Origin of the sequence: Litoreibacter ponti (assembly GCF_003054285.1) — a bacterium.
Lineage (GTDB): Bacteria > Pseudomonadota > Alphaproteobacteria > Rhodobacterales > Rhodobacteraceae > Litoreibacter > Litoreibacter ponti.
In genome coordinates, this window is sequence record NZ_QBKS01000001.1 from 688,530 (window position 1) to 699,941 (window position 11,412).

Consider the following 11,412-nt stretch of genomic DNA (forward strand, 5'->3'; position numbering starts at 1 on the left):
CACGGATTTCGCCCGTGCGAAAGGGCAGATTTTGTGCCAAACCGCCCCGCAGCAAGATGGAGCACAAGATATGCCCAGAATCCTGGTCGACGCCGATGCCTGCCCGGTGAAGGAAGAGATCTACAAGGTTGCCTACCGCCTGAAGGTGCCCGTGTCTCTGGTCGCAAACAGCTACCTGCGCACGCCGAAGCATCCGCTGATCTCGATGCAGATGGTGTCAGACGGGTTCGACGCGGCCGATGACTGGATTGCGGAGCAAGCGGATGCGGCTTCGCTCGTCATCACCGCTGACATCTTGCTGGCAGGTCGCTGTATCGAGGCGGGCGCGACGGTCTTGGCGCCCACGGGCAAGCCGTTTAACACGTCCAACATCGGCGGGGCCATCGCGACGCGGGCGATCATGGCCGACCTGCGCGCGGGGCTCGAGCAGACCTCCGGTCCGCCGCCATTTTCAAACAAGGACCGCTCGCAGTTCCTGAACGCGCTCGACCGCGAGCTGCAGCGGCTGATCCGCGCTACTCCCGCCCCTTGAAGCCAGTCGCCACCACAAACTTCTCCGAGCTGTCGGACCGGCTGGCCCCCGGCTTGAAGTTGAATACCTTCTTGAAGCGTTGCTTGAGCAGTTTCTGAAGATCGCCCTCCGCACCGCCGGCCAGCACTTTGGCGACAAACACACCCCCTTCATCCAGCACATCAAACGCGAAATACGCCGCCGCCTCGCACAGCGCGATGATGCGCAAATGGTCGGTTTGCTTGTGACCAGAGCTTGCCGCAGCCATGTCGCTCATGACCACGTCCGCGGTGCCGCCCAGCCATTCCTTCACGCGCTCATCCGCGTCATCTTCCAGGAAGTCCAGCACATGCAGCTCGACGCCGGGGATCGGCTCGACCTCTTGCAGATCAATACCCAGCACGGAGCCTTGCGCCTTTCCCGTGCGCTCGCCCAAGGCGTTGACGCGTTTCGCGGCCACCTGGCACCAGCCACCGGGCGCACAGCCTAGGTCGACCACCCGCGCGCCGGGCAGCAGAAAGCGGTACTTATCGTCGATCTCGGATATCTTGTAGGCCGCACGCCCGCGCATGCCCTCGGCCTGCGCGCGTTTCACATACGGATCGTTCAATTGCCGCTGCAACCAAAGCGTCGACGACATCTTGCGGCCACGCGCGGATTTGACCTTCACCTTCAGGTCGCGCTGACCGCGCCCGGAGGTGTTGCCCCCCTTGCCCTTGCCGCCTTTGGGTCCTGTCGGTGATCTGGCCATACTCTCGTCTTCGTTTTGGCAAAAATACTCTCGCCGAAGGCTCCTACGCCAGCCCCATGCGGAAGGCCAGCCTCAGTAGGGTCCCTCTTCGAGCACGCCGTCGCTCGACATCTGTGCGTAAAGCAGCCCTTCGCGCAGGCCGCGGTCCGCCACGGACAGGCGGTCCGTGGGCCAGACCCGCAACAGCGCCTGCAGGATCGCGGCCCCCGACATGATCAGCGCGTGGCGATCCTTGCCGATACGCGGATCGGTCCTGCGCCCCTCCGGCCCCATATGCAGGTAGCCCTGAATGACATGGTCGATCTGATCCGAGGTCATCCGCAACCCGTCCACCTTGTTGCGATCATAGCGCTTCAGGCCCAGATGGGACGCGGCAACGGTGGTCACGGTGCCGGAGGTGCCGACGATCTGGAAGCCCGCGCGCACCTGATCGGCGTCGATATAGGGCGTGAACTCCGCCAGATTCTCCTCGAAGAACCAGGACATCAACGCGAACCGCGCGCCGTCATCATCGACATCGTTGAACTGGTCGCGCAGGGTTGCGACGCCCAAAGGCACGGAAATCCAATCCACGACCTTGGCCGCAGGAAAACCGCTGTCTTTCGCATCAAAGCCCGAATGCAGGCGCATGATCGCGCGTGGCCGGTCCACGGCGGGCACCCGTTCGAGATCAATCCAGACAAGCTCGGTCGAGCCGCCGCCGATATCCACGACCAGCAACTGCTCGGTCTTGACCGACACGAGCGGCGCGCAGGAGATGACGGCAAGGCGCGCCTCTTCCTCTGGCTCGATGATCTCCAGCTCCAGCCCCGTCTCGCGGGTCACCAACTTGATGAACTCGCCTGCATTGCTTGCACGGCGGCAGGCCTCGGTCGCCACAAGCCGCATGCGCTTCACTTCGTGGTGGCGCAGCTTCTTCTGGCAGATTTTCAGCGCGCCCACCGTGCGCGCCATGGACGAGCGCGACAGCTTGCCCGTGCTCTCCAGCCCTGCGCCAAGCTGCACGGATTTCGAGAAACTGTCGACGACGTGGAACTGGCTGCCTTTTGGCTGCGCAATCAGCATCCGGCACGAGTTCGTGCCAAGATCGAGCGCCGCATACAGGTCAGCTGGATCGGGTTTGGCCGCCACGGAGGGCGGGGTCGCGGGCCGCGTGGCCGGCACGAGCGCCGGCTTGACGAACGGGCCCGCGCGGTGTGGCGGTTGCTTCGCCATGGCGCAGGGCCTCCAGAATACAAGGTTGTCCACAGCCTAGGCGCGCCCGCCCCTTCAACGCAAGCGTTGTGATCTCGGCTCTTTCATAAAAACCATGAGCCATCCGGGGCTGGAGGGTCGCGCAGCACCCTTCTAATGTCGAAAACGCACACCATATCGTGCCCCCCGGCCCTATGGTCACTGCACCACAAGACAAGGAATCGATCATGCCCGCCGTCACCATCGTCTATTGGCGCGACATCCCCGCTCAAGTCATCGTCGGCAAGGGCCGTCGCGGCCATAAGGTGCAGCTTGAAGAGCGGTTCGAGCAGGCCATCGACCGCGCCGCCATGAAGGTCGGTGCAAAGGACGCGGACGCCTACCTCGCCGACTGGCGTAAGGCGGAGCCCTACGAGGTCGAAGGCGACGCTCAAGAGGTCGCAAAAGCCGAAGCGGCCCGGCTGGAGGCCGAATACGACGGGGACAAGATCAAAGCACTGATCGCCAATGACGGCCACGCCGCTTGAGCGGGCTTCGCGACATCAAGGAGGGGCTGATGGCCTTGTTGAACTTCAAACGGACCGCCGCGCCGGAGACGACGACCCCCAGCCCAGAGATGGAGGCGTTCCTGAAAGATTTTTCCATCGAGGTGATGCCGCGCACCGCCGAGAAGGTCGAAGATTTTCGCGCCCTGCTGCCCGAAGGCACACGCGTCTACGTGGCCCATATCGAAGGCACCCCGATCGAGGACATGGTCGCCACCGCCGCGCGTCTTGCCCGCGATGGCTACAAGGTGATGCCGCATTTCCCGGCCCGCATCATCCGCGACCGCGCGACGCTGGCCGATTGGATCGCGCGCTATCAGGGCGAGGCGGATGTGAAGCAAGCGCTGCTGCTTGCCGGTGGCGTTGCCGAGCCCCATGGCGAGTTTGACAGCTCCATGCAGCTTCTCGAGACCGGGCTTTTCGGCGATTTCGAGCGTCTGCACGTCGCGGGTCACCCCGAAGGCAACCGCGACATCGACCCCGATGGCGGGATGATAAACGTCTCTGAAGCTCTTGCCTGGAAACAGGAATTCTCCGAGACGACCGATGCCAAGATGGCGCTGGCCACGCAGTTCGCGTTCGAGGCGGGTCCGATCATCGAATGGGCCAACTCAATCAAGGCCGCGGGCATTGATCTGCCCGTCCATATCGGCATCGCGGGTCCTGCCAAGCTGCAAACGCTGATCAAATTCGCCATCGCTTGCGGTGTCGGTCCGTCCCTGAAAGTGCTGCAAAAGCGCGCCATGGACGTCACCAAGCTGCTGCTGCCCTACGAGCCGACAGAGGTGCTGAGCCAGCTTGCCGCCCACAAGGCCGCCAACCCCGATTTCAACATCGAGGCCGTGCATTTCTTCCCGCTCGGCGGGATCAAAACCAACGCCAATTGGGCGATCGAGAACGGTGGCTCCTCCGCCGTTCCTGCCGCGCAGCAGTAGAAAGACACATAAAGAATGACCCGCACTGTCCTGGAATCGAAGACAAAAACAGTCGTGATCGGCTTTGATGAGCCGTTCTGCGTCATCGGCGAGCGGATCAACCCGACGGGTCGCAAGGTCCTGAACGAAGAGCTGGAGCGCGGCGATTTTTCCCGCGTCGAAAGCGATGCGGTGGCGCAGGTCGAGGCTGGTGCAACCGTGCTCGACATCAACTCCGGCGCGGTCTTTTCCGGCAAGATGGCCGAAGACCCCCGTTACGCCGACAACAACTTCGTCGAGCCGACACTGATGCGCCAACTGGTCGAGGTCGTGCAAGCCAAGGTCGACGTGCCGCTCTGCATCGACAGCTCGGTCCCTGGCGCGCTCGAAAACGGCCTTGCCGCCGCCGAAGGCCGCCCGCTGCTGAACTCTGTCACCGGCGAGGAAGAGCGTCTGGAACTCGTCCTGCCGCTGGTCAAGAAATACAATGTGCCGGTCGTGGCGATCTCCAACGACGACACCGGCATCTCGGAAGACCCGGAAGTCCGCTTCGCCGTCGCCAAGAAGATCGTCGAGCGCGCCGCAGATTTCGGCATCCCCGCCCATGACATTGTGGTCGACCCGCTGGTCATGCCGGTGGGCGCCATGGGCACCGCGGGCCTGCAGGTCTTCACCCTCGTGCGCCGCCTGCGCGAAGAGCTGGGCGTGAACACCACCTGCGGCGCATCAAACATCTCCTTCGGGCTGCCCAACCGCCACGGGATCAACAACGCCTTCCTGCCCATGGCCTATGGCGCGGGCATGACGTCCGCGATCATGAACCCTGTGGCCTTGCCCGTCGGGCCCAAGAAGCTGGATGAGAAGCGCGAAGCACTGGCCGCGGCGGGCATTATCGTGCCCGACGACATCGACCCGGAGCTGCTGGCCAAACTCACCGGCCTCGGCTCCACCAAGCCCCGCGCGGGCAAAGAGATGGAGGCGATCCGGGCCGCCAACTTCCTGATGAACCAGGATGAAGGCGGCGCGGCGTGGATCAACTTCAACAAGGACCCTGACGCGGCCCCGCAAGGTGGCCGCGCTGGTGGCCGTAGGCGCCGCCGGGCTTAAGCCTCTTTCGGTGCGCGCAGCGCCCAGAGAAACAGCAGGAAAAACGCGATGTTCGGCGGCACATTCGCCGCCGCACCCACCAGGACGGATCCCGCGCTGTCGGTCACGAACCACGTGACCGCGCCCGCAAAAAGCATCTTGCGCGTGGCCTCCGGGGCCGCGCGCAACAGCGCACCGGACGCGACCCACCACATCACCCCGAACCCTGTGAAGATGCCGCCCATGATCGCCTGCGTCAGTCGCGTCTCCGCCGATAAGGGGCGGTGGAAATCATCGGCAGGCCAAATCACCAGATCGGCGAAGATGACATAGATGGCGTTGAAGGCCGGATAGGCGGACAGCGCCGTCAGCAGGCCAAAAAAGATCGTGATGCCCGCGACGATGCGGATGTTTCGAGACTGTGTTTCGAGTGTCATGGGATGTCCTTTCGGGTCAGATTGCACCCGTCTTGACCCGCCACGCCGCCCTGAAACAATTACCTCACAGGTAGGTGCGCTGCCTTCCCGCGGGCGCTATCCTACGCCCATGACCAAGTTCGGACCCCACCTGCAATTCTGGCGCAAGGCACGCCGTCTCAGCCAGTTGCAGCTCGCGCTCGAGGCCGATGTTTCGTCACGGCATATCTCATTTCTTGAGACCGGTCGCGCACAGCCCAGCCGCGCGATGATACGGCACCTCAGCGACATTCTCGATGTGCCGAACGCCCGCCGCAACGAGCTGTTCGATGCGGCAGGCTTTGCTCCGCAACACCAACGCTCGGCGCTGAGCGACGATCATATGCAGATGGTCTCGGGCGCGATGTCCGCGCTTCTGTCGCGCCACGACCCGTTCCCTGCCGTGGTGCTCGACCCGCTTTGGACGCTTGTGCAAATGAACCAGAGCGCGTCAAAGCTTTTCGCCATGGCGGGTCTCGGCCCGGGCGCCAGCCTTCTGGACGCGGCAAAGACTCCCGGAACAGCGGCCCAGATGATCGAAAACTGGGGCGAGGTCGGCCACCACATGCTGCAGCGCCTGCGCACCGAAAGCCGCGCCGCTGGCGGTATTCTGGCACTCGATCAGGCGGCGGAGGCGCTGGTCCGTGACCCCGACATCGCGGCCTACCAGCCGCCCGCGATCCTCCCCCCGATCATCACGACGATCTATCGCTCCGGCCCATTGCGCCTGCCGCTGTTTTCGACTTTCGTGCAATTCGGCGGGGCAGAGGATCTGGCGATCAGCGATTTGAAGATCGAGCTGATGTTCCCCGCCGACCCGGACGCCGAGACGCTGCTGCGCGCGCTCTAGGCCGCTCTATTCCCAACGATAATCGCTTGCGCCGGTGAAGAAAGTCACACCGTCCGGCAACTCCACCGTTCCCCAGACCGTGTCAAAGGCCCGGCTGAACAAAAGCATCTGCGCAGGCTGGGTTTCGAGATAAACGCGATACGGGTAAGGCCGGTGTTCTGCGCTATTGTCCGGAGGAACATATTCCAGCAACCCGCGGATCGGCGGCCCGTCGGCGACCTGCAAAACGACCGTCCCGCCACACAGGTCCTCGGGAAATTTATCCCCCAGGAACGCCCCCGGAAATGCGATGGAAAAGCGCAGCACCGCCGGTTCGCCCTCGCGCAGAAAGAAGCCAAGATAGTCGCCGCCAGTCCACAGGAACGCGCGTTTCTCCGCCTCGGTCACCGGCCCCGTGTCGCCGCAACTCGGCTCCTCCCTGTAGCCCCCAAATCGAGCCTCACCATCGGCCATGGCCGCACCTGACGCGACAAGCACGCCCATCGCAGCCAAGCATATTGGTTTGAGCACCATGGGCCGACGCTACCCATATGGACCTCGAAACTCCAGCCTGCGCGCCCAAATTCGGCTTCGCTCATAAATTACATGCGCATTCCTGCAAGATCAGGTCGCAGACAGCCATTGCGCCCCCTGTCCGTTCGCCTACCTTGCAGGTGAATTTTGGACGGAAACGCCGATGTCGAACGACCCTCTTGTGATCTTCACACCCTCAGGCAAACGGGGCCATTTCCCTGTTGGAACGCCTGTGCTGACGGCGGCGCGCCAGTTGGGCGTCGATCTCGACAGCGTCTGTGGCGGGCGCGGCATCTGTTCGAAATGCCAGATCACGCCGTCCTATGGCGAATTCCCCAAGCACGGCGTGACGGTCGCGAAAGATGCCCTTTCAGACTGGAACAGCGTCGAGCAGCGCTATGACGACAAACGCGGGCTCAAGACGGGACGGCGTTTGGGCTGTCAGGCGCAGGTGCAGGGCGACATCGTCATCGATGTGCCAGAGACCAGCCAGGTCCATAAACAGGTGGTTCGCAAACGGGTCGAGGCGCGCGATATCACGCTCAATCCTTCGACCAAGCTCTTCTATGTCGAGGTCGAGCAGCCCGACATGCACGAACCCTCCGGCGATCTGGAACGGCTGGTCCGCGCCTTGCGCACCGAATGGGACCTGCCAGAGCTTTTCGCCGATCTGGACCTTCTGAAAACACTCCAGCCGATCCTGCGCAAGGGCGAATGGAAGGTCACCTGCGCGGTGCATCTCGAAGACAGGCGCATCATGCAGATTTGGCCGGGTTTCTACGAGGGCTCGATCTTCGGCCTTGCCGTCGATCTGGGCTCGACCACCATCGCAGGCCACCTATGCGACCTCGCTACGGGAGAGGTCGTCGCCTCGTCCGGCATCATGAACCCGCAAATCCGCTTCGGCGAGGACCTGATGAGCCGGGTCAGCTATTCAATGATGAACCCCGGCGGCGCGGACGAGATGACCGCCGCCGTGCGCGACGGGATGAACGAGCTGTTCGCCCAGATCGCCGAAGAGGCCGGGATCACCCAAGACCTGATCATGGACGCGGTCTTCGTCTGCAACCCGGTGATGCACCATCTGTTCCTCGGCATCGACCCGTTCGAGCTGGGTCAGGCCCCCTTCGCGCTCGCCACGTCAGAGGCGCTGAACCTGCGCGCAGCCGAGCTTGGACTAGCGCTGCACCCCGCCGCCCGCGTCTATCTGCTGCCCTGCATCGCGGGCCACGTGGGGGCCGACGCCGCCGCCGTCGCCCTGTCAGAGGCGCCGGGTAAGTCCGAAGACCTTGTCCTCGTTGTCGATGTCGGCACCAACGCCGAGATCCTGCTGGGCAATCGCGAAAAAGTGCTCGCCTGTTCGTCGCCCACCGGCCCCGCGTTCGAGGGCGCGCAGATCAGCTCCGGCCAGCGGGCCGCCCCCGGGGCCATCGAGCGGGTCGAGATCGACCCGATGACCAAAGAGCCCCGCTTCCGTGTCATCGGCTCCGACATCTGGTCCGACGAGGACGGCTTTGCAGACGCCATCGCCGACACCGGCGTCACCGGCATCTGCGGCTCCGGTATCATCGAGATGGTCGCCGAGATGCGCCTCGCAGGCCTGCTCGACGGCCCCGGCCTGATCGGCTCTTCCGAGCAGACCGGCACGACCCGCTGCTTCCTCGACGGCCGCACCTACAGCTACATGGTCTGGGACGACCCCGAGCGCCCGATCACTGTGACCAATCGCGACATCCGCGAGATACAGATGGCCAAGGCCGCGCTCTATTCCGGCGCGCGGCTTCTTATGGACAAGTTCGGCGTGGACAGTGTCGACCGGGTGGTGCTCGCAGGCGCGTTTGGCGCGCATATCTCGCCCAAACACGCAATGGTGCTGGGCATGATCCCCGACGCGCCACTCGACATGGTCACGAGCGCAGGCAATGCGGCCGGAACGGGCGCGCGCATTGCGCTGCTCAACACCAAGGCCCGCCGCGAGATCGAGCAGACGGTGCACAACATCCACAAGATCGAGACCGCGATCGAGCCGCGCTTTCAGGAGCATTTCGTCAACGCCTCCAACATCCCCAACGCTGTGGAGCCGTTCCCGATCCTCAACACCGTGGTCTCCCTGCCGGATGTGACATTCAACACCGGCGGCGGCGGGGGCGACACGGCGGGCGGGCGCAGACGCCGCAGGCGCGGTTAGCGCAAACCCCGCTTGACGCACGCGCCCCCCGGTCGTATCCCAAGCGTCAGGCGGGTATGGTGAAAAGGTATCACGGCAGCTTCCCAAGCTTTAGTTACGGGTTCGATTCCCGTTACCCGCTCCAGAACATATGACAGCGCTCCCCTATCATACGCCCCTCGACACCCCCACCCTGCGCGGTCTCGGCATCCCGGAGCCATGGGGCTACGGCGTGGCCGACCGTACCCGCTTCGGCGAGCTCGACGCGCTCGCCCATGTCTCCAACGTCGCCTATCTGCGCTGGTTCGAAGCGTTTCGGGTCCACTACCTGCGCGATTACGGCATGACCAGCTACGCCACCGCCGACAGCCCGCGGATGGTGTTGCGCCGGGTCGAGGTCGACTACCTACAGGAAATGAAACTCAGCGAGGATTACATAACCACCGGTCGCACCGCCTCGGTCCGCCGCTCAAGCTGCGTGATGAACTATGCGATCTGGTCACAGACGCTGCGCGCCACGGGCTCTGCCGTGCTGGTGTTCCTCAAAAATGATGGCAGCAAACGCCCGATCCCCGAAGACCTGCGCCACGCAATGATCACGCGCGACGGCGCCGAAGAGCTCTGAGCTCCGCTTTCAGGCCTCTCTCAGCCCGAAAATCACGCCGCGAGGCCGCCTGCGCAAGCGATCCCGCCCGCCATACCCGGTGCCGGAGGCACTGACCCTCACAGACGCGCCGCCGGGCCAGAATGCTCTGCGCCGCTCCAGGGACACGGCGCACAGACCTCTCAACCGCCGCCAAACAAGGAATGAAGCGCGGGCGCAAGCCCGCTCATTTTGATTGCAGCACGTAGTCCAGTAAGCCGCGGGTCGATCCGTCCTTGCCCGACACATCCCCTTCCCCACGCACCAGCGGCGTCAGCGCGTTGGCCAACTCCTTGCCAAGCTCGACGCCCCATTGGTCGAACGAGTTGATCCCCAGCATGACGCCTTCGACAAAGACCCGATGCTCGTAGAGCGCGATGATCATGCCCAGCTCACGGGCCCCAAGCGTCGGATAGATCAGCGTGGTGGATGGCCGGTCGCCTGCAAACACCCGGTGGCGCGCCTGGCGCTCCAGCTCGTCGCCTTTGAACTTGCCGTCCATCAACCTCCGCGCCTCGTCGATCGACCGCCCGACCATCAGCGCCTCGGACTGCGCCAGACAATTGGCAACCAGCAGCTCATGGTGATGGCTCAAGTCGCTTTCATGGCCACGGGCGGCGACCAGAAATTCACACGGGATCACCCGCGTACCCTGGTGGATCAGCTGGTAGAACGCATGCTGACCATTGGTCCCGGGCTCGCCCCAGACCACGGGCCCGGAGTTGACCTCAAGCGCGGAGCCATCCATCGCCACGGACTTGCCGTTGCTCTCCATCTCAAGCTGTTGAAGATAGGCCGGCAGGCGCGACAGGCGATTGTCATAGGGCAGCACCGCGCGGGTCGCGTGGCCGCAGCCCTGATTGTGCCACAGGCCTACCAGAGCCAGCAGGACCGGCATATTCTCCGCCAGATCGGCCTCGCGGAAGTGCCGGTCCATCGCAGCCCCGCCCGCAAGGAAGTCGCGGAACCTCTCAGGCCCAACGGCCAGCATCAATGGCAGGCCGATCGGCCCCCAGACGGAATACCGCCCGCCGACCCAGTCCTCAAATCCAAAGACCCGCTCGGGCGCGATGCCGAAATCACCGGTCTTGTCCTCGGCAGTCGAGACAGCTGCAAACTGCGCGGCCGGGTCCGACACGGACCCCTTCATCCAGTCAAAGGCGGTGCGCGCGTTGGTCATCGTCTCGATGGTCGTGAAGGTCTTGGAGGCCACGATCACCAGCGTCGTGCTCGGGTCCAGCGGCGCCAGCGTGTCGGCGATATCAGCGCCATCCACATTGGAGACGAAATGCACGCGCGGCCCGTCATGGAAGGGCGCCAGCGCAATGGTCGCCATTTTCGGTCCGAGATCGGAGCCGCCGATGCCAATGTTGATCACATCGGTGATTGCGCCCCCCTGCCCCTGATACGCGCCGCTTCGCACATCGCGCGCAAACCGCTCCATATCCTCCAGAACAACGCGGACGCCGTCAAAGGCGGCCTGGTCCACGCCGTCGGGGCAGCTTTCGGCCCGCAGCAGCGTGTGCAGCACCGCGCGGCCTTCGGTCTCGTTGATCTCGGCGCCGGAAAACATCGCGTCACGCTTGGCCGCGACCCCGGCCTGCTCGGCCATCTCCAGCAGGAGGGCGCGGCTCTCGGGCGAAATGTGCGTCTTGGAATAGTCAAACAGCATCTCGCCGACGCGAACCGAAAAGTCCTGCGCGCGGCCCGGTGTGTCGAACAATTCCATGATGCTCGGGCGGGATGCGGCCGCCTCTTTCAGCTTGCTCCAGTCCATCCGGTG

At 64.0% G+C, this 11,412-nt stretch carries 12 protein-coding genes and 1 tRNA gene; 8 read left to right on the forward strand and 5 right to left on the reverse strand.

What is annotated here, in order from left to right; all coding sequences use genetic code 11:
- The first annotated feature begins 70 nt into the window (after window positions 1-70).
- On the forward strand, window positions 71-532 hold the full coding sequence (locus C8N43_RS03540; RefSeq protein WP_107846223.1) for a YaiI/YqxD family protein: 462 nt from the start codon (window positions 71-73) through the stop codon (window positions 530-532).
- On the opposite strand, the gene C8N43_RS03545 is transcribed toward C8N43_RS03540, so the two are convergent.
- Both C8N43_RS03545 and C8N43_RS03550 read right to left on the reverse strand, forming a co-directional pair.
- Complete coding sequence (locus tag C8N43_RS03545) at window positions 516-1,262, reverse strand: RlmE family RNA methyltransferase (RefSeq protein WP_107844287.1); 747 nt, start codon at window positions 1,260-1,262, stop codon at window positions 516-518. The genes C8N43_RS03540 and C8N43_RS03545 overlap by 17 nt on opposite strands.
- A 72-nt stretch (window positions 1,263-1,334) precedes the next feature.
- The gene (locus C8N43_RS03550) at window positions 1,335-2,477 is read right to left on the reverse strand and encodes a Ppx/GppA phosphatase family protein (protein WP_107844288.1); all 1,143 of its coding nucleotides are present in this window, start codon (window positions 2,475-2,477) and stop codon (window positions 1,335-1,337) included.
- A gap of 206 nt (window positions 2,478-2,683) precedes the next feature.
- Between C8N43_RS03550 and C8N43_RS03555 the strand changes: the two genes are divergently transcribed.
- The 3 genes from C8N43_RS03555 to C8N43_RS03565 are packed head-to-tail and all read left to right on the forward strand — an operon-like array spanning window position 2,684 to window position 5,022.
- The gene (locus tag C8N43_RS03555; protein ID WP_107844289.1) at window positions 2,684-2,983 is read left to right on the forward strand and encodes a virulence factor; all 300 of its coding nucleotides are present in this window, start codon (window positions 2,684-2,686) and stop codon (window positions 2,981-2,983) included.
- 29 nt (window positions 2,984-3,012) lie between these two features.
- Entirely contained in the window at window positions 3,013-3,936 is a 924-nt protein-coding gene (locus C8N43_RS03560; RefSeq protein WP_107846224.1) for a methylenetetrahydrofolate reductase, read from the forward strand.
- A 15-nt stretch (window positions 3,937-3,951) separates the two neighbouring features.
- Complete coding sequence (locus C8N43_RS03565; RefSeq protein ID WP_107844290.1) at window positions 3,952-5,022, forward strand: methyltetrahydrofolate cobalamin methyltransferase; 1,071 nt, start codon at window positions 3,952-3,954, stop codon at window positions 5,020-5,022.
- On the opposite strand, the gene C8N43_RS19415 is transcribed toward C8N43_RS03565, so the two are convergent.
- On the reverse strand, window positions 5,019-5,438 hold the full coding sequence (locus C8N43_RS19415) for a hypothetical protein (RefSeq protein ID WP_146174151.1): 420 nt from the start codon (window positions 5,436-5,438) through the stop codon (window positions 5,019-5,021). The two genes, C8N43_RS03565 and C8N43_RS19415, sit on opposite strands and share 4 nt — an antisense overlap.
- Before the next feature lie 109 nt (window positions 5,439-5,547).
- Between C8N43_RS19415 and C8N43_RS03575 the strand changes: the two genes are divergently transcribed.
- Window positions 5,548-6,306: a helix-turn-helix domain-containing protein gene (locus C8N43_RS03575; RefSeq protein ID WP_158269899.1), complete on the forward strand. Its 759-nt coding sequence runs from the start codon at window positions 5,548-5,550 to the stop codon at window positions 6,304-6,306.
- A 6-nt stretch (window positions 6,307-6,312) separates the two neighbouring features.
- Here C8N43_RS03575 and C8N43_RS03580 read toward each other — a convergent pair whose 3' ends face one another.
- Window positions 6,313-6,759, reverse strand: a complete 447-nt coding sequence (locus tag C8N43_RS03580) for a hypothetical protein (RefSeq protein WP_146174152.1) — start codon at window positions 6,757-6,759, stop codon at window positions 6,313-6,315.
- Window positions 6,760-6,982: 223 nt separating this feature from the next.
- Between C8N43_RS03580 and C8N43_RS03585 the strand changes: the two genes are divergently transcribed.
- The 3 genes from C8N43_RS03585 to C8N43_RS03595 all read left to right on the forward strand — a co-directional run bounded on the left by C8N43_RS03585 (window position 6,983) and on the right by C8N43_RS03595 (window position 9,611).
- Window positions 6,983-9,007: an ASKHA domain-containing protein gene (locus C8N43_RS03585; protein ID WP_107844294.1), complete on the forward strand. Its 2,025-nt coding sequence runs from the start codon at window positions 6,983-6,985 to the stop codon at window positions 9,005-9,007.
- A 50-nt stretch (window positions 9,008-9,057) separates the two neighbouring features.
- Window positions 9,058-9,131 (forward strand) — tRNA-Gly (locus tag C8N43_RS03590).
- 6 nt (window positions 9,132-9,137) lie between these two features.
- Window positions 9,138-9,611: an acyl-CoA thioesterase gene (locus tag C8N43_RS03595; protein WP_107844295.1), complete on the forward strand. Its 474-nt coding sequence runs from the start codon at window positions 9,138-9,140 to the stop codon at window positions 9,609-9,611.
- A gap of 205 nt (window positions 9,612-9,816) precedes the next feature.
- On the opposite strand, the gene pgi is transcribed toward C8N43_RS03595, so the two are convergent.
- Window positions 9,817-11,406 carry a glucose-6-phosphate isomerase gene (gene pgi / locus C8N43_RS03600; RefSeq protein ID WP_107844296.1) on the reverse strand — a complete coding sequence of 530 codons (1,590 nt, stop codon included), beginning with the start codon at window positions 11,404-11,406 and terminating at the stop codon, window positions 9,817-9,819.
- Between the last annotated feature and the right edge of the window lie 6 nt (window positions 11,407-11,412).

Bases quoted from the DNA above. Each gene is read 5' to 3' on its own strand.
- C8N43_RS03540 (WP_107846223.1), top strand. From the start codon at position 71: ATGCCCAGAATCCTGGTCGACGCCGATGCCTGCCCGGTGAAGGAAGAG.
- C8N43_RS03545 (WP_107844287.1), bottom strand. From the start codon at position 1,262: ATGGCCAGATCACCGACAGGACCCAAAGGCGGCAAGGGCAAGGGGGGC.
- C8N43_RS03550 (WP_107844288.1), bottom strand. From the start codon at position 2,477: ATGGCGAAGCAACCGCCACACCGCGCGGGCCCGTTCGTCAAGCCGGCG.
- C8N43_RS03555 (WP_107844289.1), top strand. From the start codon at position 2,684: ATGCCCGCCGTCACCATCGTCTATTGGCGCGACATCCCCGCTCAAGTC.
- C8N43_RS03560 (WP_107846224.1), top strand. From the start codon at position 3,013: ATGGCCTTGTTGAACTTCAAACGGACCGCCGCGCCGGAGACGACGACC.
- C8N43_RS03565 (WP_107844290.1), top strand. From the start codon at position 3,952: ATGACCCGCACTGTCCTGGAATCGAAGACAAAAACAGTCGTGATCGGC.
- C8N43_RS19415 (WP_146174151.1), bottom strand. From the start codon at position 5,438: ATGACACTCGAAACACAGTCTCGAAACATCCGCATCGTCGCGGGCATC.
- C8N43_RS03575 (WP_158269899.1), top strand. From the start codon at position 5,548: ATGACCAAGTTCGGACCCCACCTGCAATTCTGGCGCAAGGCACGCCGT.
- C8N43_RS03580 (WP_146174152.1), bottom strand. From the start codon at position 6,759: ATGGCCGATGGTGAGGCTCGATTTGGGGGCTACAGGGAGGAGCCGAGT.
- C8N43_RS03585 (WP_107844294.1), top strand. From the start codon at position 6,983: ATGTCGAACGACCCTCTTGTGATCTTCACACCCTCAGGCAAACGGGGC.
- C8N43_RS03595 (WP_107844295.1), top strand. From the start codon at position 9,138: ATGACAGCGCTCCCCTATCATACGCCCCTCGACACCCCCACCCTGCGC.
- pgi (WP_107844296.1), bottom strand. From the start codon at position 11,406: ATGGACTGGAGCAAGCTGAAAGAGGCGGCCGCATCCCGCCCGAGCATC.